Source organism: Arthrobacter sp. 2MCAF14, assembly GCF_052115645.1.
GTDB lineage: Bacteria > Actinomycetota > Actinomycetes > Actinomycetales > Micrococcaceae > Arthrobacter.
On record NZ_JBFRHB010000058.1, the window covers coordinates 1 to 20,283 of the forward strand.

Here is a 20,283-nt window from a genome sequence, read left to right on the forward strand (position 1 = left end):
CGCCCACCCAGCCACCCGGCGCAACCAGGACCAACAGTGGAACACCGAAGGGCAGCGAGGCCTGGCACCCCAGCATGCTCCCTGCCCGCACAACGAGCCGAACCGGATTCAAATCATCAGCCCGGGCACATCGGTGGATCGAGGCTTAGGCTGGACCGCATGGCTATCATCCGTCGAGCAACCCTGAGTCCCAGCAAACTTGAACTCATCGAAAAGTACTTACCCGTCCAGTCATGGTTCAACATGGATGGCTCGGCGCCGCCCGAACTGCTTGGGGCATACCGCTTCGATGATCCGGACGGCGAAGTCGGCCTTGAGACCCATCTCGTCTCCCACGGCGGCAAGGTCTACCAGGTTCCCCTGAGCTACCGAGGTTCGAAATTGCCCGGCGCGGAGGACTCGCTGCTGGGCACCATGGAACACTCCGTTTTGGGCACGAGGTGGGTGTACGACGCCTGCGCAGATCCCGTCTACGTCGTCGCCCTGGCCACCGCCATCCTCACGGGACAGCAGGAAGCCGAACAGTTCGTGGACGTGGACGGCGTGCTGGAGCCACGCAAAAGTTCGGTCAACGTCAAAGGCAGCGGAACGCCCGGTGGCGAAGTCCCGGTGCTGAGCCCGGCAGCCCCGATCACCGAAGACGGCGTCACCAGCATCGAAGCCGGTGAGCTCACACTGCTGGTGAACCGTGTCCTCGATCTGGGTACACAGGGTTCGGAAGATTCGGCTTCCCTGAGGGGTACGTGGGCCGGGCAGGAAGCGCCGGTTCTGCTGGGGTCCCTCCCGCAGGCCTAGAGGATTACTCCCCCGGACGCGGCCGCCAGACGACAACTGCCTGGGATCGCGCCCGGGGGCGCTGCCCGCGGGCAAGGCTGACGACGTCGCCGGCTGCTCCCGCCGCGAAAATTCGGGCCTCCATCGGGCTCCGCCGGCGTTGCAGTTCCTCGCTCAACTCGGCCACGCGGAACTGAAGCGCGGCCACCTGGTTTTCGAGCTCGAGGATGCGCTTGATGCCCTCAAGGGACACGCCCTCGTGGGAGAGCCGCTGGACCTCGCGCAAGCGGTCGATATCGCGCTGGGAGTAACGCCGGGACTTGCCCGGGGCACGGCTCGGCGACACGATGCCGAGGCGGTCGTACTGGCGCAGGGTCTGCGGATGCATGTCAGCCAGTTCGGCCGCGACGGAGATGACGAAGATCGGCTGGTTGATGTCGATGCCCATGCCTACGTCCCCTCCCATGTGTTCTGCCGCTACAAGCGGGCCTTGGCGGCCAGGTCATGGCGAGGATCGGCGTCGGCAGTTGCCGCGGCGAATGCCTTGACGGCCTCCTCGGCCTGTTTGTTGAGGTTCTGCGGGACGGAGACGTCGATCGTCACCAGCAGGTCTCCGGTGCCCTTCGACGTCTTGACGCCGCGGCCCTTGACCCGGAGCGTGCGGCCGGAAGGCGTGCCTGCTGGGACGCGGACGGTGACGGTGTCGCCGTCGAGCGTTGGCACATGGATGTTGGAACCCAAGGCAGCCTCCGCGAAGGTGACCGGCACGTGGATGCGGATGTTGTCGCCGTCGCGGTTGAAGAAATCGTGGGGCTTGACGTTCACCGTGATGATGAGGTCCCCGTTGCCGGCTGCGCCGGGGTTGCCCTTGCCGCGCTGACGGACCTTCTGGCCGTCCCTGATGCCCGCCGGAATCTTCACTTCGATAACGTTGCCGTTGCTTTCGCGCAAGCTCACCGTGGTGCCGTGAATAGAGCCGGCAAAGGAAATTGAGGTGGACGCCGTACGGTCGCTGCCTTTTTGGGGCGCGCGCTGGAAACCGGTCTGTCCACCGCCGAAACCGCCGCCGAACAAGTCAGCGAACTCGGGAGGGATACCGCCGGCCCCTGCAGGCTGGCGTGCGCCGCCGCCGAAAAGCCCGCCGAACAGGTCCTCGAAGCCGCCATTGGCCGGCCCGCCGCGAGCTGCGCCCGGAGCGAAGCGTGCCCCGCCCATGGCGCGAATGGCATCGTACTGCTGACGCTCCTCGGCATCCGAGAGCACCGAATAGGCCTCCGAGATGTCCTTGAACTTCTTCTCCGCAGTAGCATCCCCGGAATTTGTATCCGGATGGTACTTCCGCGCAAGCTTGCGGTACGCCTTCTTGATGTCAGCGTCAGAGGCGTCCTTGGCGACACCAAGGATGGCGTAAAAATCCTTCTCAACCCAGTCCTGGCTGGCCACTCGGCTTCTCTCTTTCGTTCTGTGTTCGGTTGCGTAGCGCTACGCGAAGCATAGGCCCCCGCCCCTTCGCGTGGCGGCTAAGTCCTGCGGACTTCAGCCGCCCCTTCGCGTGGCGGATGTTGGCCTTCCCAACACTCGCAAGCTCGTGTCGGGGCCCTCGGCCAGATCCTTAGATTCCACTCCCGGGGCCTATGCTTCGCTTCGCGCCTGCTGTCGACTCACCTCAGGCGAGCCTACAGCGGGCGCGAAGCCGGATATGGGGCGGCGGTGTGGAGGGCACCGCGAAGCGGGCACCGCCCCATATCCGGCGAAGCGCCGAGGTGAGCAGACCTAGCGCGGTGAGTACAACTAGGCCGGCACAGCCACGATCACCTGGGCCGCACGCAGCACTCGGTCGCCGGAGCGGTAGCCGGAGCGCAGCACTTGGCTGACGGTGTCTACTTCGATGTCCTCGCCCGGCTGCTGGATGAGGGCTTCGTGGATCGTGGGGTCGAAGTCGACTCCGGTTTCCGCGATGCGCTCCAAGCCGTACGTCTTCAGCGCGTTCTCCAGCTTGGCGGCGATCGCGGCGAACGGGCCGTCCACGAGGTCACCGTGCTGGCGGGCGGCGTCGACGTCGTCCAGCACCGGCAGCAGGGAGTTCAGGACGCCGATGACGGCCATTTCCCCTGCGACGGCGCGGTCGCGTTCGACGCGCTTGCGGTAGTTGACGTACTCGGCCTGCAGGCGCAGGAGGTCGTTGCGGAGTTCCGCGGCCTCTGCTTCTGCAGCGGCACTGGGGGCCACCGACTCTTCAGCCGGAACCTCCATGCCGTTGAGGATTTCCTCAGCCTGGGACAGGGCGTCGCCCTCGGCGGCAGCAGCGGAATCAGCTGCCGATCCTTGGGGGTGGCGGGCGGCCCCGGTCTCCGGGTCAACCTTGCGGTTGTCGCGAATAATTGGCTTCTGCTGACCGGCTCCTTCACGCTCGTCGTGCTTGCCCTCGTTGTTGGAAGGTGAGTGCTCTGCGTCGTTGCCGTGATGAGGCATGCTTACTTCTTTTCGTCTTCGTCGATGATCTCGGCGTCGACGATGTCCTCATCGCCGGAGGCAGAACCCGACTTGGCACCGGCGTGAGCGCCCTCAGCACCTGCGGCGCTGCTTGCGCCATCCGGGGAACCGGCGTGCGAGTAGATCGCTTCGCCGAGCTTGGACTGCGAGTGCTGCAGCTTCTCGAAAGCGGTCTTCACTGCTGCGTCATCGGTGCCTTCGAGGGCCTTCTTGAGGGCGTCGACGTCGGCCTTGACCTCGGTCTTGACCTCTTCCGGCAGCTTCTCGTCGTTTTCGGCGATGAGCTTGTCCACGGAGTAGGCGAGCTGCTCGGCAGTGTTGCGGGTGTCGGTAGCCTCGCGGCGGGCCTTGTCCTCGGCTGCGTGTTCCTCGGCTTCACGGACCATGCGGTCGATGTCCTCCTTGGACAGCGCGGTGCCGCCGGTGATGGTCATCGACTGTTCCTTGCCGGTGCCCTTGTCCTTGGCGGAGACGTGGACGATGCCGTTGGCATCGATGTCGAAGGTGACCTCGACCTGGGGGACGCCGCGCGGTGCCGGAGCGATGCCAGTCAGTTCGAACGTGCCCAGCGGCTTGTTGTCGCGGGTGAATTCACGCTCGCCCTGGAAGACCTGGATGGCCACGGACGGCTGGTTGTCGTCAGCGGTGGTGAAGGTCTCGGAACGCTTGGTGGGAATGGCCGTGTTGCGCTCGATCAGGTGCGTCATGACACCGCCCTTGGTTTCGATACCGAGGGACAGCGGGGTGACGTCGATCAGGAGAACGTCCTTGCGCTCGCCCTTCAGCACGCCGGCCTGCAGTGCTGCGCCAACGGCAACAACTTCGTCCGGGTTGACGCCCTTGTTGGGCTCCTTGCCACCGGCGAGTTCCTTGACGAGGTCGTAGACGGCGGGCATGCGGGTGGAACCACCCACGAGCACGATGTGGTCGATTTCGGAGAGCTTGATGCCGGTCTCGGCGATGACGTCGTGGAACGGCTTCTTGGTGCGCTCAAGCAGGTCCTTGGTGAGGTCCTGGAACTTGGCGCGGGTCAGCTGCTCGTCCAGGTGGACCGGGCCGTCGGGGGTGACGGAGAGGTACTGGAGGGAGACGTTGGTGCTGGTGGAGGAAGAGAGTTCCTTCTTGGCTTGCTCCGAAGCCTCGCGCAGACGCTGGAGGGCGATCTTGTCCTTGGAAAGGTCGATGCCCTTGATCTTGAGCTGGTTCAGCAGGTAGTCAACAACGCGCTGGTCCCAGTCGTCGCCGCCGAGGCGGTTGTCGCCGGCAGTGGCGCGGACCTGGATGGTGGAGAAGCCGTCTTCGTCCTTGCCGACTTCCAGCAGGGAGACGTCGAACGTTCCGCCACCAAGGTCGAAGACCAGGATGAGTTCGTCTTCCTTGCCCTTGTCCAGGCCGTAGGCAAGTGCTGCGGCGGTGGGCTCGTTGACAATGCGGAGAACGTTCATGCCGGCAATTTCGCCGGCTTCCTTGGTGGCCTGGCGCTCGGCGTCGTTGAAGTAGGCCGGGACGGTGATGACAGCGTCGGTGACCTTTTCGCCGAGGTAGCTCTCGGCGTCGTTCTTCAGCTTCATGAGGATACGCGCGGAGATTTCCTGCGGCGTGTACTTCTTGTCGTCAATGGCGACGGACCAGTCGGTGCCCATGTGGCGCTTCACGGAAGCGATGGTGCGGTCGATGTTGTTGACGGCCTGGCGCTTGGCGATTTCGCCGACCAGGACTTCACCGGACTTGGAGAATGCAACGACCGACGGCGTGGTGCGGCCACCCTCGGCGTTGGCAATGACGGTGGGCTCGCCACCTTCGAGAACAGAGACGACGGAGTTAGTGGTTCCGAGGTCGATACCTACAGCGCGTGACATATGTTGCTTCCTTTCAATGGCCGACGATCGAGATTTCACCCGATTCCGCTACCCGTGAGGGGATTGGAGGGCGGGGAGCACTCAACCTTCGGCTAGTTGAGCGTTCTGCACTCAACTGTACTCAGGCCTCATTCAATGTCAATCTAAAGTTGAGTCAACTACACTCAACTCTGCCGAACGCGGGTCAAGAAACCCCGGAAACACGGGGATTTACGGCCGATTTCGCCGTGGGAGAACGCCCGCCGGCGGGGCTTGGGTTGAGGGCCGACGTCGAACTCGCGGGAAGAGTGCCGGTTCGCGTGAGCGCTCCGGCGACTCCGCAGCGTTCCGGCGATGTCGACGGCGGGTATTCCGTCAGCCGGAGGCGGCCAACGCCTCGTCCGGCTGCATCGGCTTGTACACCCATGCCACCAGCACCACGGAGATGATCATCAGGAGGAACCACGAGACGAGCTTGTCCGGGGACACCAAGTGCCAGCCATCCAGTTGGCTCGGATACAGCCAGGCGTGCGACCAGGTGGCGATGTTCTCGGCAATCCAGATGAAGAGCGCCACCAGCAGGAATGCCAGGACCAGCGGCATCCGGAGTCGATGCCGAAACACCCGGAAGTACATGACGCACCGGCCATAGATCACGACGACGGCGGCCAGCAGAACCCAGCGGGCATCAACGATGTAGTGGTGGGAAAAGAAGTTCACATAGATGGCCGCAGCCAGGACCGCAGTGATCCAACGCCTTGGATACCCGGCGAAGCGCAGGTCGAAAACCCGGTAAACCCGCACCATGTACGAGCCGACCGCCGCGTACATGAAGCCACTGAAGAGCGGAACGGCGCCGACGCGGAGAACACCCTCGGCTTCATACGACCACGAGCCGACGTCTGTCTTGAACAACTCCATGACCGTTCCCACCATGTGGAAGAGCACGATCACCCTGAGCTCGCGCAAGGTTTCCAGCTTCGTGGCCACCATCAGGACTTGGATCACGACGGCGGCGATCGTCAGGAAATCGTTCCTCGCGAGGCCGGAGTTGGCTGGATACCAGAGGTGGGCACCGAAAATGACGGCAAGGAGCGAAGCGCCGAAGATGCACGCCCACGCCTGCTTGAGGCCGAAGACGGTGAACTCAGTGAGCCTGGATCGAAGTCCTCGGGCCGGGGCACCGCCCAGGAAGCGGCTCGCGCTCCCGTCGATAAGTTCCTCAACCGCGGTGAGCTCACGCATCGGCGCCCTACTCGCCAGGGCCGAGCTCGCCCGGTCCGAGCCGGCCAAGATAGTAGTTCTTCGGCCAATGCCTGACTTTCTCCGGCAGCTTTGGGTAAGCCGCTGCCAAGAGGCGCATGGTGCCGTCGAAGCTGCGCCGATGCAGGGTATTCCAAGGCAGCCCGAATCCCGCCCGAAGCTGCTCCGGCAGCAGGCCCGCGGTCAGCAGCCGGACCAACGGCATGCTCAAGCGCATCAAAAACGGCCCGCTCGTGGGGTAAAGGAGCTCGTGGGCCACCCGCAAAGCGGCTGCATCCGGTTCGAGGTTCCGCAGGTATTCATCCCGATAGCCCGCGAAGGCCGAGCGGTCGGCAGGCCAGAGCTCGGCGGGAAGCTGCAACGCCGTCCCGACCCGCGCATACTCACGGTAGACCCGATCGGCTGTGTCGTCGTCGAGGGCTCCATGGACCTTTTCGTAAACGGTGACGGCGGTGTCATAGAGGGTTGCCACGACCCAGAGCTGGGATTGCGCGTCAAAGGCGTTGTATCCGGGGGCGGAATCGTCCGCTGGCCGGCGAACCGGTGCGTGCGCACGATTCACAGCCCGGCGCACCGCGGCCAATTGCTCGTCCGAGCCATAGACCACAGCGTAGACGTACGTCATGGTGGCTCGCAGCCGGTCCAATGGCCGTTCGGCGAAGTTGCTGTGCTCGGCGACGCCGTGACCGACCGCGGGATTGGCGATCTGCATCAGGATGGCGCGCCCTGCTCCGGCGAGCAAAACGCCCTCCGCGCCGATGTCAGCAAGTCCGCGAGCCATGCAGTTACTGTACCTTCGGGCACGGGCTTTCATGCACGGTTGCGGGGGGCGGCTACAGCCCCACGATCCCCTGCAGCACCGTGAGCTGGTGCTCAAACAACTCGTCGCGGGCCGGGAATGTGTCGGCCCCGTATTGGCCGAACACCTCGAAGCTGACCGCCCCGAAAACCGACGTCCACACCAGCACGCCCCTGGCCAACGCGGGTTCGGGAACGGCCACTCCCAGTTCGGCCCGGATGGCCGCCAGGTCCGCGGCAAGGGCTGGAGGAACGACGACGGCGGGCGCCGCGTCGGCAGCCAAGGCACCTGCGCGGTACGCGGCGTCGAAGATCCCCACCATCCGGTAGATCACCCGCGTTCCGGGTTCCGTAGTGCGCTCGGCGGGCGCTTGGTATCCGGGGACCGGGCTGCCGAACAGGAGGGCATACCTCGCCGGCTCGCGCAGGGCCCACTGACGAACGGCCCGCCCGAGCGCCAGGAATCTGCCGCTGTAGTCGTCCTCGGGGAGGGCGTCTACGGCGGCATCCACCTCATCGCCCAGCTCGCCGTAAGCGTCAATCAGCAAGAGGGTCAAGAGTTCGTCGCGGCTCTCCACATACCGGTACACGGCGGAGGACACCACGCCAAGATCGCGCGCGACAGCCCTGAGGGACAAGCCCGCGGCGCCATGCAAGGCAAGGTGTTGGCGACCCAGTCGGATGATGTCCGCCACGGTCTGGGCCCGGGCCCGCTCGCGGGGCGTCGGTTGTCTGGCCGCTGCGGCCAAGGGATGTTCCATCCATCCAGCATGCCACAAAAGAGAGCACTGGAAACAAATGTGAGCAGTGCTCTTGACATGGAATTCGAAAAGGCTCATCCTGACTTCAGAGAGCACTGCTCTCGAATTAGATTTCAACCCAAGAACTAAATCCCCCAAGCAGAAAGTGAGCAACACCATGTACGTCGTCACAGGAGCAGGCCCCGTGGGATGGACCATCGCCGAGCAACTCGCGGACCGCGGCGAAAACGTGCGCATCCTGACGCGCTCAGGCAGCGGACCGGACCACCCGCTGGTCGAAAGGCTCCGCGTCGATGTTTCGGACCCGGCCAAGTTGGCGCAAGCCTTCGACGGCGCCACGGCCGTCTTCCACTGCATCCACGGTTCTGCCTACCGGGCCAAAGCCTGGGCGGCCGAGCTTCCCGGAGCAGAGCAAGTGGTGATGGACGCCGCTGCGGCGGCAGGCGCCGTCGTCGTCTTCCCGGAGAGCCTTTACTCCTACAGCGAGCCGGACAAGACCATCACCGAAAGCAGCCCCCGCGAAGCGACCGGCGGCAAGCGCGGCATCCGCTCGGCCCTGTTGAAGGCCCGGCAAGCCCACCCGGCGAATACCGTCAGCGTGGTGGCGGGCGATTTCTTCGGGCCACGAGCCCGCATGGCGCACGCCGGCGAGCGCATGGTCCCCCTCGTCCTCAAGGGCGAGACCGTCCAGGTTCTCGGAAGCGCCAAGCAGCCGCACTCTTTCACATACGTCCCGGATCTTGCCGCCGCCATGATCGCCGCGGCCCAAAGGCCCGAACTCTGGAACTCGGTATTGCACGCCCCCACGGGTCCGGCAATGACGATGCGGGAAATTGCGGGAAACTTCGGACGCTCGGCCGGCATGCCCGAACCGAAGCTGAGCGTGGTTCCGGGCTGGCTGCTCCGGACCCTCGGCCTGTTTTCAACCGACATGCGGGAGCTGGCCGAAATGTTGTACCAGTTCGAGCGTCCATTCGTCATGGACTCCACAGCGAGCCAGGCCAAGCTCGGGCTGGAACCGACACCGCTTTCAGATGCGATGGCAGCGACCGTGGCCTGGTGGCGGGATCAGGAAGCCGTGGCTGCCCGCTGATTCTCCTTCGACGCCGGATCGCGTGCCAGGCGTCCCGGCCACCAGATGCGCCGGCCAATGTCGTAAGCCAAGGCCGGTACTAACAGCGAGCGCACGATCGTGGTGTCGAGCAGCACTCCGAACGCCACAATAAAAGAGATCTGCGCAAGGAAAAGGATCGGGATGACCCCAAGGGCAGCAAAAGTGGCGGCAAGAACGACGCCCGCCGAGGTAATCACCCCGCCGGTTGCACCGAGGCCCTTCAAGATACCGGCGCGGGTTCCGTCGAGCCTCCACTCTTCCCGGACGCGGGTCATGAGGAAGATGTTGTAGTCGACGCCGAGGGCCACGAGGAATACAAAACCGAAAAGCGGAACCGAGGCATCCGCTCCGGGGAATCCAAACACATGGTTGAACACCCAGGCCGACACGCCCAACGCCGCCGCATAGGACAGCACTACGGTGCCGATCAGCAACAGTGGCGCCAAAACGGACCGCAGCAATGCCATGAGCACCAACAGGATGACCGCCAAGACGATCGGGATGATGCGCCACAAATCAGACTGTGCGCTGGCGTTGGTGTCCACGGCAGTGGCGGTGGTTCCTCCGACCAAGGTTCCGGGCGCCTTGTCGTGCAGCTTCTGCCGGAGGGCGGCGATGGTCTGCTCGGCCTTCGCCGAATCTGCTTCTGAGGACAGGGTGGCGTTGATCAGCACCCGGCCGTCCCGCACCAAGGGGACAGTGTCCATCGCGGTTTCCGCCAGCGGGCGGACGCCGGAATCCGGTTGAGCGGCAACCACGGATGCATCCGAGATGCCTTCCTGGGCTTTGACCCCGGCAAGTACCGCGGCCGCCGCCTTTTCGTCGGCCACAACCACCACCGGGCTTCCCGCACCGGCGGGATAATGCCGGCCCAATGCCACTTGGCCGTCTACTGCCTCGGATTTGCTTAGGATGAGCGCCGACTGTGGAACACCGCTGGCCTGGAGTTGCAACAGGCCAGCGGCGCAGACCACTAAAACGGCAGCTGCGCCCAGCCATACGGCCCTGGGCCGCCTGGCTATGATGCTTGCCAGAAGCCTCCAACCCCGGGGAATGCCGGAGTTGGCTGGGACTTTCCTCGGGGTACGCGGCCAAAATGCGGACCTGCCGAGCAAGCCAAGCGCAGCAGGAAGCAGTGTCAGGCTGGCCAACATTGAAAAGCCGATTCCGATTGCGCCGATGGGCCCCAGTCCGCGGTTTGAATTCAGTTCTGAGAAGAGCAGGCAAAGCAACGCCAGCGCGACCGTTGTCCCGGAGGCCAGGATGGCCCCGAAGCTGCCTCTGTACGCGCGTCCCACAGCCGACCATTTGTTCGGCGCGTGGCCCAAGGCCTCACGGTAACGGGCCACAAAGAGGAGGGCATAGTCGGTGGCCGAGCCAACCACCAGGATGGACAGGATCCCTTGGCTTTGTCCCGTCAATGGGATGACGCCCGACTTCGCCAAGGCAAAGACCAACAGAATGGAACCGCAAAGCGCGAAGACGGCGGTAAGCAGCACCACAAAGGGCAGCACCACGGATCGGTAGACGGCTAGCAGGATGACCAAGACGGCACCGAGTGCCGCGAAAAGCAGTATCCCGTCGATGCCCCCAAAAGCGCTGACCAGATCGGCGAGGAAGCCCGCCGGTCCCGTCACGTAGGTGGTTGTTCCAGCGGGAAGTGCCGCCCCGGCCGCAAAATCCGTCACCTTTGCACGAAGCGCTTGGATTCTCCCTTTGACCCGGTTTCCATCGTCTACCGGGACGATGAATTGCGCCGCCTTGCCATCCGCGGACGGAATCGGCCCAACCGTCGACGTCGAGTGGCTGACCCCGTCGGCGGCAGAGAGTTGGGTGCCGAGGGATGCCAATCCGGCCAGTTGAACGGGTGAAAGCTTCTCAGGAGACTCGATCAACACCACCGCGGGAACATTGCCGCTGGAAATGAACCTGCTTTGCCATTCACGGGCTTCGGTGGATTCGGCGCTCGCTGGAAGGAAGGATGATTGGTCGTTGCTGGACACCTCGCTGAGCTTTCCAAAGGTTGGGCCGCCGATTCCACCGACCCCCATCCACGCCACCAGCGATAGCACCGCGCCCGCCAACCACCACCCCGAACTGCTGCGTCGGCCGGTTCCAGTCCGCTTGTCTGTCATGCCCACACCCTTCCTAACTACTTCCATGACGAAATATATCTATCATGGAGATAATTGGTCAATGACATCCCGGTGGGATAATTTGAGGCTGAAGGAGGCCTCATGGATGACAATCAGCACGTCCGGTCCGCGGCTGTACTCCTCGGGCTACTCCAGCAGTTCACGGTCGAAACGGAGCGGTATGTGGAGGCCATCAGCAACCGCCACCACCTCCATCGAACGGACCTGAACGCATTGGCTGCCATGGTGGCTGCCGCACGGGAGGGCAAGACCATGACTCCCGGGGCGCTCAGGGCGGCACTCAACCTGAGTTCGCCGGCAACAACCGCACTTGTGGACCGGCTCGACCGGGCAGGCCACTTGGAGCGCCGCCGCAGCGAGAAGGACCGCCGCCAGGTTCATCTGGAGATGACCGATTCCGCGCGCGCCACCGGCAGCGAATTGTTTTCTCCCCTGGCGGGCGCTATCGCCCCGGTAATCGACGCACTTTCGCCGGAAGAACTCCGCATAGTCATGACTTTCATGCAGGGCGTCATCGAGGCAACCATGACGGCCCGCAAGGACGCCGCCCTTGCCGAGCCAATGCGCCCTCTACCCGGAACATAGGATGGTTCTCGGGTAAGCGCACGAGCGACATATCGACTGAGCAGGGGGCCGTGATTGGACAAGCTTGTGGACCTGACCTTGGCGGACTGGTTCTCCTTCATCCCTGGACTCATTGCGATCTGGGCCGTCGTTGAGGCGTTGCGGGGGCGTCCGGAGCGCTTGATGAAACGCACCCGGATCCGCGCCATGAAGGGCCTGGGGATAAGCCGGAAGGAAAGCAAGCGCAGGGTTCACGGCATCGTGACGAGTGGCCCGGCGACGTCCGCTGACGAACTCAACTGGCTGCCTTCGGCCCACCCCGGCCAGGCTCACCCGGGAAGCCTGCCCCGCGGAAAGGGCAGCCCGATGCCGCTGACCTTCGCCGCATCCAGCGCCGAACTGCTTAAACTCTCCTAGGCGTATGCCAGCTACGCCGCGAAACTACGTAAAGGCTCTTTCCTGGGTACTGCCACGGCCCCACTCGTCGTCCACGAATCGCAGACCGCCCTCGAAACGTCGACGGTTCTCGGCTCTGCGGCCTCGGGAGGGGGCGCGGAAGCTCCAAAAACGCTCAGGGATGTCCGCCTCGAGCTCCCCGGTGGCCGGACTTTTGACTTATGGGAGCTTCCGGAGGTCGAAAAGGGCACCCTTGCCTACGATCTCTTCGTTAGCTACCGCCGGCACAGGATTGCGCCGGACTTCCACGAGCCTGGACCGGGAAACAGACCCGTGGCCATCGAGGCAGGCGGCCTCGAAACCGAACCGCTTCCGACGACGCCGGCGGAAGCGGAAATTCTGCGGGCAAAATTCCGCAGTCCGCGCACCTTTGACAGCGTCCTGCCGCGGCTTGTCGACTGGCGCCCCGAAGGAGTCAGCAGCAACGGCCGTCAGAGATTGCATCTGGCTATGGCCGAGACCACCTATGCGGCGGTTCTGACCGACCACTACCCGAAGACTTTCGAGGGGCTGGATCCGGACCCTGGTGCAGCACCCAGAATCGTGGAGGGGGAGGCATCACGGTTGTTGACCTTGTCCACCGTTCTGGTCACGGCAGACCGGAAGATGCTGTTCGCGGGAAGGTCGAAAAATGCGGGCTCTCACGCCGGGCTCTTCGGGCCGGCCGTGAATGGCAACCTGTCGCTCCGCCCCCGCGATGGCATTCTCCCGGACGCAGACAGCAGCGGGATCCCCGATCCAAGGCGTGCCCTCGCACGCGAAGCCCATGAGGAGCTGGGGTTGGCCCTGGATCCCCAACAGATTCGCATCCTTGGTCTCGCCAGGTTCACGGTGGAAAAGGAACGCGGTACCCACCTGCTAATGTCATCCAGCCATTTGGCCCAAACGGCCGACGAGGTGGCCGAGGGCGTCCGCTTGGCGGATCCGCTCGAAGGGCGATGGGAGCTTGGTGGGGAACTTCTGGCGGTACCGCTACCTACCAAGGAATGTGATGTCGATCCGCTTTTGTCGTGGCTACTCCATTGCCCGCAACTCACTCCCCACGCCGCATTGACTGGCATAGCGACCCTCGCGAGTCAGTTCAAAGTCGATCCGGATCGGCTACTTTGCCTTGCCGCCGGAGACGGCAACGGCGGCGGTTCTTTCGAGACCATCCCGCTGAAGTGGTGAGCCATCGAATGGAGTTACGCCTGAACCCGGGTGACTCGTGGACCAGTGCGGGAGTAACGTAGAGCACAACGGCTAGCTGGACCACTTTGTGGACTGGAGTGTCACCGTGGGTGTTGTGCGATCATCGCTGACCGAGCTCCTCGGGATACTTTCCGACGCCGTCTCGCCCGTGCGCGTCCGCTTCGATGACGGTTCTGAACCACCCACAGGTCAATCCACCGACGCTCCTGTCACGGTCCATGCGGTCGCCATGAACAGAGTGGGCCGTTCCCGGCGGGAAGGACCGCTGTTGGACCTTGAGCTCAAGGTGGCCGTGGAATGCCATGGCCCCACGCAACTGGACAACATGGAGAAGCTCCTCGTTGCAATCGAACAAAACACCCAATACTCAGTGGTCTCCAGTGGTGAATTCCAGCCCGACGAATACGACTCCGGCATCCGCCAAGGCCTCGGTTTCCTCGTCCGCGTCCCGATTGGCATAAGCCTCAACGAGCCTTCCGGGCCTCCGGCCGCTGAACCCCCGCTTGCCGCCACCACAGTGGACCGCCTCATCCACGGCAGGTTGGTCGACGTCCACAACAAAGGCATCCCTGAGGCGTATATCCGCCCGCATTCCTCCGCATCGGCCGTCGTGAGCGATCCCACCGGCCATTTCGAGGTCCTGACCTCGGCGGACGATCTCCAGCACTTTGTCGTGGCAGTCCGCGGCACCGAACGTGAAGTCTCAGCCAATACGAGCAGCCTGCCTGTCATCATCCGATGGGAATAAGGGAGAACAGGCGCCGGACATGAAATGATCAACCATGCGTCCGATGCAGCACTCCAGCAAACTACAGAACGTCCGTTATGAACTCCGTGGGCCCATCCTCCAAACGGCCAAGACCATGGAGGCAGAAGGACACCGCATCCTCAAGATGAATCTTGGCGACACCGCACCGTTCGGGCTGGAAGCTCCGGAGTCCGTGGTGGTGGACATGATCCACCACCTCCGCGGAGCCCAAGGGTACAGCGATTCCAAAGGCATCTTCACGGCGCGGACAGCGATTTCGCAGTACTACCAGACCAAGAACCTGATGAATATCGGCGTCGAGGATATCTTCATCGGCAACGGCGTCAGCGAACTGATTTCCATGACGCTGCAGGCCTTCCTGGAAAACGGCGATGAAGTCCTCATCCCCGCGCCGGATTATCCGCTGTGGACGGCAACAGTGACCCTCACTGGCGGCACTCCGGTGCACTATCTCTGCGATGAGAGCCAGAATTGGTGGCCGGACATGTCCGACGTCGAAGCCAAAATCACCAAGCGCACCAAGGCCATCGTCATCATCAACCCGAACAACCCCACGGGCGCGGTATACCCCCGCCACATCCTGGAGCAGTTCGCGGCATTGGCCCGCAAGCATGATCTTGTCCTCTTCTCGGACGAGATCTACGAGAAGATCCGGTACGAGGACGCCCAGCACATCCACACGGCGTCCGTGGCAGATGACATTTGCGTCCTGACCTTCAGCGGCCTCTCCAAGGCTTACCGCATGCCCGGTTATCGTGCCGGCTGGGTCGCTTTGACCGGCCCGCACGCGGCAACCGCCGAATACCGCGAAGCATTGGAGCTCTTGGCGTCCCTCCGTTTGTGCTCCAACGTTCCGGCGCAGCACGCCATCCAGACCTGTCTGGGCGGCTACCAAAGCATCGAGGAACTCATCAGGCCAGGTGGCCGGCTCCGCGAACAACGGGACCTGGCCTTGAAGCTCCTGACTGCGATCCCCGGAGTGAGCTGCGTTCCCGCAGCCGGGGCAATGTACTTGTTCCCGCGGCTGGACCCTGACGTCTACCCGATCGAAAGTGACGAGAAATTCGTCCTCGACCTCCTGCAGGACCAGAAAATCCTTGTCTCCCACGGCTCGGCCTTCAACTGGCCAACCCCGGACCATTTCCGCTTCGTCATCCTGCCATCCGTCCGCGAGATCGAGGAGGCCGTGCGCAGGATCGCCACGTTCCTGGCGGCATATCGGAACCGGCCCCAGGAGTAAGGCCACGCCAAGTTCCGCCCGCTTTGCGCTCCATCGGGGTAGCGTTTCCCTATGAACGAGCAGAAGCCTGAAGACGTCTACACACACGGCCACCACGAGTCCGTCGTACGCGCCCACGCCTCCCGCACAGCCGAGAACTCTGCCGCGTTCGTCATACCGCATCTCACCGCCGGGACATCAGTGCTCGACGTCGGATGCGGGCCTGGGAGCATCACTTGCGACTTCGCGGAGCTGGTGGCTCCCGCGAAGGTAGTCGGGCTCGACCGTTCCACCGAGATCGTGGCCCAGGCTGCCTCACTCGCGGCCGAACGTGGCGTGGAGAACGTGGAATTCGTGACGGGCAACATCTACGATCTGGACTTCGAGGACGAAACCTTCGACCTCGTCCACGCCCACCAGGTCCTGCAGCACTTGACCGACCCCGTTGCCGCGCTGCGCGAGATGCGGCGCGTGGCCAAGCCCGGCGCCATCGTGGCAGTGCGCGACGCCGATTTCCACGGCATGAGCTGGTACCCGGAGGTGCGCGAGCTCGACGATTGGATGGAGCTCTACCAGAAGATCGCCCGACGGAACGGAGCAGAGCCCGACGCCGGACGGCGGCTCGTGTCCTGGGCACAGCAGGCGGGCTTCACCGACGTCGCGCCCTCCAGCAGCAACTGGCTGTACGCCACCGCGCAGCAACGCCGTTGGCAGTCGAGGGTGTGGAGCGAGCGCGTCCTGCACTCCGCGTTTGCCGAGCAGGCGCTGGAATACGGGCTGGCCAACGAGGCCGACCTGGCCCGGATCGCCGCCGGTTGGCACCGTTGGGGCTCCACGGATGATGGCTTCTTCCTGATCCCGAATGGAGAAGTCATCGCACGGGCGTAGCGGCCCGCCAAAAGTTTCTTGGGATTTTCCATCAATCCATGTCGAAAACCGTCCCGTAGTTCCGACCCATGAACGAAAGCGCCCGCACGGAGCGCCCCTGATAAGGAGTTCGAGATGAAGTACATGATCATGATGTTTGGTTCCACCGAGGGCATGATGGAGGCTGCGGATCCCGAATGGATCAGGGAAATGATCGGGTTCATGATCCAGATCGACAAGGATCTCAGCGATTCAGGCGAGATGGTGTTCAACGCCGGACTGGCCGACCCCGGCACTGCCAAGCTGGTCAAGCAGACGGACAGCGGGGTCATCACCACCGATGGACCTTTCGCCGAAGCCAAGGAATCCCTCATCGGCTACTGGGTGGTGGACGTCGCCAGCGAGGAACGGGCAGTGGAAATCTGCTCCAGCATCGTGAAGTACGCGCCGGTTGTGGAGCTGCGCCGCGTCCAGGACGCGCCGCCAGAGGTCTAGCGCTTGGCCGAGCCTTCCGGGGAATCCACCGTGGAGGACCTGCTGCGCACGCTTGCGCCGCAGGTCCTTGGCGTGCTCGTCCACAGGCACGGCCAATTTGCCGAGTGCGAGGATGCCGTCCAGGAAGCCCTGCTCGAGGCAGCATTGCAATGGCCGGCCGCCGGCGTCCCGGACAACCCCAGATCCTGGCTACTCACGGTCGCCACACGGCGGTTGGTGGACTACTGGCGCAGCGAAAGTGCCAGACAGGCACGCGAACAACGCGCGGCGGCCCTGGAACCGCTGCCTCGCGAGGAGCCTTCCTCGGCCAGTGACGCGGAAGGGTTCGCAGAAGACACCCTCACCCTCCTTTTCCTATGCTGCCACCCCGCCGTCTCAGCACCCTCGCAGCTGGCACTGACATTGCGGGCCATCGGAGGGCTCACGACGGCGGAAATCGCCAGCGCGTTCTTTGTCCCGGAAGCCACCATGGGCCAGAGGATCAGCCGGGCCAAGCAGAACATCAAGAAGGCCGGAGCCCATTTCGAGCTCCCGGAACCGGGCGAGCGAAAGGCGCGGCTCGGCGTCGTACTCCACATCCTGTACCTGATCTTCAACGAGGGCTACGCGGCAAGTTCCGGCCCCTCCATGCAGCGCGAAGACCTCACCGCCGAGGCCATCCGCCTTACACGGCTCCTGCGGGGACTGCTCCCGGGCGAGCTCGAAGTGGGCGGACTGCTGGCCCTCATGCTCCTTACAGATGCACGACGCCGGGCGAGGTCCCTCCCGGATGGAATGCTGGTGCCGCTCGCCGAACAGGATCGCCGGCGGTGGGACACGGCTCAGATCGCCGAGGGCCTTGAACTCTTGTCAGCCGTGTTGGGGGTTGGGCGTCCTGGACCCTACCAACTGCAGGCCGCGATCGCTGCAGTCCATGCCGAGGCGACCTCCGCGGACCAGACCGACTGGCCGCAGATCCTGGCGCTGTACACGGTCCTCGAAGCCAAGGCCCCAAGCCCGGTGGTGACGCTCAACCGGGCAGTTGCCGTGGCAATGGTTGAAGGGCCTCGGGCGGCCCTTGAGCTACTGGATGGGCTTGATGTCGAGTTGAAAGACTGGCACAGGCTCGACGCCGTCCGCGGGCACTTGCTCGAAATGTCCGGCGACCTTGTGGCTGCCCGGGAGTGCTTGCTCACCGCCGCACGGAAGACGGGGAGCCTGCAGGAACGGCAGTATCTCCTGGTGAAGGTAGCCAAACTCGGGCAGTTGTCCACATAGGCAAAGTGACCTCTGTCGGCGGCCTGCGGCCATGAATAGCCTCAAAAGCATGATCATTCAAGCGGGTTTTGACCTCGAGCTCCTCGCCCGTCCGCTCATTGTCCAAGAAGAAAAGCTCTACCCAAGACTCGTCGTGATCGGCCTCGACGCCGAGATGCAGCTGGAAAGCATCCGGGTTGTCACGGAGTCCTTTGAAGGCAGCTTGAATCCATTCCAGGACGCCATCCTGGAAGATCTGGATCTCGAGGGCTCCAAGTATTTTGCAGTTGCCCACGCCGGGATCTGGGCGGAGGAAGACTACTTCGATGAACAGCCAATCCTCCAGGAAGCGAAGAAACTCAACGGGATTGCCGAGGAGCGCGGGTTTCACATGATCGGCCATTTTGGGCTCGACAAAACCGGATACATGTCCAATGGCCCGCACTCTTATTTCGACCAATATTTACTTGGAGACGATCTCCCGGACACGATGCTTCACTGGGTGCATTCGAGGTTTGGCCATTGTGAGTAGGCGTCGGAGCGCAGCCGCCAAAAGCGTCCACCGACGTTCTGGACCTTACGCCGTACGGGTTGACCAAGTATGCTTGGTCAACATGGGCCAGTACAACATCCAGGAAGCAAAAACGCGCCTTTCTGAACTTCTCCACATGGTTGAACGGGGCGAAGAAGTGATTATCGCCAAGGCCGGCAAGCCCGTCGCACGGATAGTTCGTATTGAGCACCCTCGGAAGCGCGAGTTGGGCTTTCTGGGTCAGATCGATCTTCCTGACAACCTGTTCGACCCTCTGACGGAGCAAGAACTGGCGGAGTGGGAATGACCGCGTTTCTCTTGGATTCCAACGCGTTGGTGCTCGCCATGACCAGGCCAGGACAATTGTCCAGCACAGCCAGGTCGATCATCGAAGACCTCGAAAATCGAACTTTTGCCTCAGCTGCCTCGGCCTATGAACTGGCTTACAAGTACTCGCGCGGTCGCCTCGCTGCATTGGATCCGATCATGACTGGTTACCGTCAGCACGTAAAACGTGTAGTCACCGAGGAATTGAGCCTTACCGCGGAGCATGCCCTGGCTGCGGCATCGTTTGATTGGCCGCACAGGGACCCTTTCGACCGGATGATTGCCGCTCAAGCCGCCGTCGAAGGCTTGATGCTTGTGACGTCCGATCGGGCGCTCCAGGAATTCCGGCTCGTCAGCACGATCTGGTAGTCGCGTGTCAGGGCCCCCGTCCTGCGGGCATAAGCTGGATTGGTGCAAATTTCGCTTTGGCTGGCCCTGGTAGGCGCCGGCACCCTGATCAGTTTCACTCCCGGCGCAGGCGCCATCTCCACTATGAGCAACTCGCTCAACTCCGGATTCCGCCGCTCCATCTGGGGAGTGCTGGGCCAACAGGCGGCACTGATCATCCATATCCTGATCGTGGCTCTCGGGGTAGGTGTTCTGGTCTCGAGCTCACCCGTGGTTTTCAACGTCATCCGCTACACGGGGGCGGCATATCTGGTGTACATGGGCATCCGGCAGTTCCTGCACCGGCCGGACCTGGACAAGGAAAAAGTGGAGGCCCGGCGGAACGAGCCAGCGTGGTCGATGTTCCAGCGAGGCGTTTGGGTCAACTTGCTCAACCCCAAGGCGATCGTTTTCTTCCTGGCCTTCATGCCGCAATTCATCCGCCCCGAGCAGCCCCTGATTCCGCAGTATCTGGTCCTCAGCAGCACGATCGTCTTCATCGACATCTGCGTGATGTGGTTCTTCTTCGCTTTGGCAGCCCGGTCATTCCAACGGTTCACGCACAACGAGCACGGGCAAAAGGTCCTGAACCGCACTTTCGGCGTGCTGTTCATGTCTGTGGGCGTTCTACTCGCCGTCATCCACTAGGGCACCCAAGCTCAGATAGCAGCGGCCGGACAGATAGCAGCGGCGATCCTAGGATGTCCACGTCTAAGAACCTAGGCGGCGTGCAGCCTAGTACCGGGTTCGATGGCGCGGCCATATCTAAGGGCTTTGGCTTGTGCTCGGAGCCTGCGTCGGTGACGTCCGGATTGGGATGCCCCCGCCAGTTGGGCGCCGGACAAGTCAATGCCGGGTTCGTCGGTGGCTTTCGGGTGGGTACCTGGCAAGGGCGGGGCTGTTGATCGGTAGTGGTGTCCGGTGGGGGTGCGGATGTCGAGGACATGCCGTGTCCCGGGGCGTGTTGTTGCTGCTTCGGTTCGTGCTGTCCAGCCTTTGAGTTCTTTGGTGTGGTTGCAGGCTTCGCACAGGCCCGCCCCGTT

Annotated in this window: 22 protein-coding genes and 1 pseudogene; 14 read left to right on the forward strand and 9 right to left on the reverse strand. The window is 63.3% G+C overall.

All coding sequences use genetic code 11. The annotated features are described in order from the left end of the window. Positions 1 to 159: 159 nt before the first annotated feature. The gene (locus AB4074_RS23140; RefSeq protein ID WP_441415488.1) at positions 160 to 795 is read left to right on the forward strand and encodes a CG0192-related protein; all 636 of its coding nucleotides are present in this window, start codon (positions 160 to 162) and stop codon (positions 793 to 795) included. 4 nt (positions 796 to 799) lie between these two features. Here the strand turns inward: AB4074_RS23140 and AB4074_RS23145 are convergent, their stop codons facing one another. The 7 genes from AB4074_RS23145 to AB4074_RS23175 form a co-directional block, all read right to left on the reverse strand. Continuing rightward, complete coding sequence (locus tag AB4074_RS23145; RefSeq protein ID WP_234751031.1) at positions 800 to 1,222, reverse strand: heat shock protein transcriptional repressor HspR; 423 nt, start codon at positions 1,220 to 1,222, stop codon at positions 800 to 802. Positions 1,223 to 1,251: 29 nt separating this feature from the next. Further along, positions 1,252 to 2,217, reverse strand: a complete 966-nt coding sequence (locus AB4074_RS23150) for a DnaJ C-terminal domain-containing protein (RefSeq protein ID WP_441415489.1) — start codon at positions 2,215 to 2,217, stop codon at positions 1,252 to 1,254. 348 nt (positions 2,218 to 2,565) lie between these two features. After that, positions 2,566 to 3,246 carry a nucleotide exchange factor GrpE gene (locus AB4074_RS23155; RefSeq protein ID WP_441415490.1) on the reverse strand — a complete coding sequence of 227 codons (681 nt, stop codon included), beginning with the start codon at positions 3,244 to 3,246 and terminating at the stop codon, positions 2,566 to 2,568. A 2-nt stretch (positions 3,247 to 3,248) separates the two neighbouring features. Next, a complete protein-coding gene (gene dnaK / locus AB4074_RS23160; RefSeq protein ID WP_441415491.1) occupies positions 3,249 to 5,126 on the reverse strand; it encodes a molecular chaperone DnaK in 1,878 nt (625 codons plus the stop codon). A 354-nt stretch (positions 5,127 to 5,480) separates the two neighbouring features. Further along, positions 5,481 to 6,350, reverse strand: a complete 870-nt coding sequence (locus AB4074_RS23165) for a DUF817 domain-containing protein (protein WP_441415492.1) — start codon at positions 6,348 to 6,350, stop codon at positions 5,481 to 5,483. A gap of 7 nt (positions 6,351 to 6,357) precedes the next feature. Then, the gene (locus AB4074_RS23170) at positions 6,358 to 7,149 is read right to left on the reverse strand and encodes an oxygenase MpaB family protein (protein ID WP_441415493.1); all 792 of its coding nucleotides are present in this window, start codon (positions 7,147 to 7,149) and stop codon (positions 6,358 to 6,360) included. Positions 7,150 to 7,201: 52 nt separating this feature from the next. After that, positions 7,202 to 7,927, reverse strand: coding sequence for a TetR/AcrR family transcriptional regulator (locus tag AB4074_RS23175; RefSeq protein WP_441415494.1), 726 nt, complete (start codon positions 7,925 to 7,927; stop codon positions 7,202 to 7,204). 157 nt (positions 7,928 to 8,084) lie between these two features. On the opposite strand from AB4074_RS23175, the gene AB4074_RS23180 reads away from it, so the two are divergent. After that, a complete protein-coding gene (locus tag AB4074_RS23180; protein WP_441415507.1) occupies positions 8,085 to 9,020 on the forward strand; it encodes an NAD-dependent epimerase/dehydratase family protein in 936 nt (311 codons plus the stop codon). On the opposite strand, the gene AB4074_RS23185 is transcribed toward AB4074_RS23180, so the two are convergent. Further along, positions 8,996 to 11,176 (reverse strand): MMPL family transporter, encoded by a 2,181-nt coding sequence (locus tag AB4074_RS23185; protein ID WP_441415495.1) that lies wholly within the window; start codon positions 11,174 to 11,176, stop codon positions 8,996 to 8,998. The genes AB4074_RS23180 and AB4074_RS23185 overlap by 25 nt on opposite strands. Before the next feature lie 102 nt (positions 11,177 to 11,278). Between AB4074_RS23185 and AB4074_RS23190 the strand changes: the two genes are divergently transcribed. From AB4074_RS23190 to AB4074_RS23245, 12 genes are all read left to right on the forward strand, one after another. Then, a complete protein-coding gene (locus AB4074_RS23190) occupies positions 11,279 to 11,782 on the forward strand; it encodes a MarR family winged helix-turn-helix transcriptional regulator (RefSeq protein ID WP_441415496.1) in 504 nt (167 codons plus the stop codon). A 54-nt stretch (positions 11,783 to 11,836) separates the two neighbouring features. After that, positions 11,837 to 12,178 carry a hypothetical protein gene (locus AB4074_RS23195; RefSeq protein WP_441415497.1) on the forward strand — a complete coding sequence of 114 codons (342 nt, stop codon included), beginning with the start codon at positions 11,837 to 11,839 and terminating at the stop codon, positions 12,176 to 12,178. Between the two features lie 312 nt (positions 12,179 to 12,490). Continuing rightward, positions 12,491 to 13,387, forward strand: a complete 897-nt coding sequence (locus AB4074_RS23200; protein WP_441415498.1) for a hypothetical protein — start codon at positions 12,491 to 12,493, stop codon at positions 13,385 to 13,387. A gap of 106 nt (positions 13,388 to 13,493) precedes the next feature. After that, positions 13,494 to 14,156 (forward strand): hypothetical protein, encoded by a 663-nt coding sequence (locus AB4074_RS23205; protein ID WP_441415499.1) that lies wholly within the window; start codon positions 13,494 to 13,496, stop codon positions 14,154 to 14,156. A 34-nt stretch (positions 14,157 to 14,190) separates the two neighbouring features. Then, entirely contained in the window at positions 14,191 to 15,417 is a 1,227-nt protein-coding gene (locus AB4074_RS23210; RefSeq protein ID WP_441415500.1) for a pyridoxal phosphate-dependent aminotransferase, read from the forward strand. A gap of 51 nt (positions 15,418 to 15,468) precedes the next feature. Beyond that, positions 15,469 to 16,284 carry a methyltransferase domain-containing protein gene (locus AB4074_RS23215; RefSeq protein WP_441415501.1) on the forward strand — a complete coding sequence of 272 codons (816 nt, stop codon included), beginning with the start codon at positions 15,469 to 15,471 and terminating at the stop codon, positions 16,282 to 16,284. Positions 16,285 to 16,398: 114 nt separating this feature from the next. Beyond that, complete coding sequence (locus tag AB4074_RS23220; protein WP_441415502.1) at positions 16,399 to 16,758, forward strand: YciI family protein; 360 nt, start codon at positions 16,399 to 16,401, stop codon at positions 16,756 to 16,758. Between the two features lie 3 nt (positions 16,759 to 16,761). After that, positions 16,762 to 18,015 carry an RNA polymerase sigma factor gene (locus AB4074_RS23225; RefSeq protein WP_441415503.1) on the forward strand — a complete coding sequence of 418 codons (1,254 nt, stop codon included), beginning with the start codon at positions 16,762 to 16,764 and terminating at the stop codon, positions 18,013 to 18,015. A 49-nt stretch (positions 18,016 to 18,064) separates the two neighbouring features. Then, positions 18,065 to 18,526 carry a hypothetical protein gene (locus tag AB4074_RS23230; RefSeq protein WP_441415504.1) on the forward strand — a complete coding sequence of 154 codons (462 nt, stop codon included), beginning with the start codon at positions 18,065 to 18,067 and terminating at the stop codon, positions 18,524 to 18,526. An 82-nt stretch (positions 18,527 to 18,608) separates the two neighbouring features. Then, a complete protein-coding gene (locus AB4074_RS23235) occupies positions 18,609 to 18,833 on the forward strand; it encodes a type II toxin-antitoxin system Phd/YefM family antitoxin (protein WP_441415505.1) in 225 nt (74 codons plus the stop codon). Continuing rightward, entirely contained in the window at positions 18,830 to 19,222 is a 393-nt protein-coding gene (locus tag AB4074_RS23240; RefSeq protein WP_441415506.1) for a type II toxin-antitoxin system VapC family toxin, read from the forward strand. The genes AB4074_RS23235 and AB4074_RS23240 overlap by 4 nt, the downstream gene beginning before the upstream one ends. Before the next feature lie 42 nt (positions 19,223 to 19,264). Beyond that, entirely contained in the window at positions 19,265 to 19,888 is a 624-nt protein-coding gene (locus tag AB4074_RS23245) for a LysE family transporter (protein WP_284983580.1), read from the forward strand. 71 nt (positions 19,889 to 19,959) lie between these two features. On the opposite strand, the pseudogene AB4074_RS23250 reads toward AB4074_RS23245, so the two are convergent. Next, positions 19,960 to 20,283 (reverse strand): annotated as a pseudogene (locus AB4074_RS23250) (hypothetical protein); the annotation flags it as partial.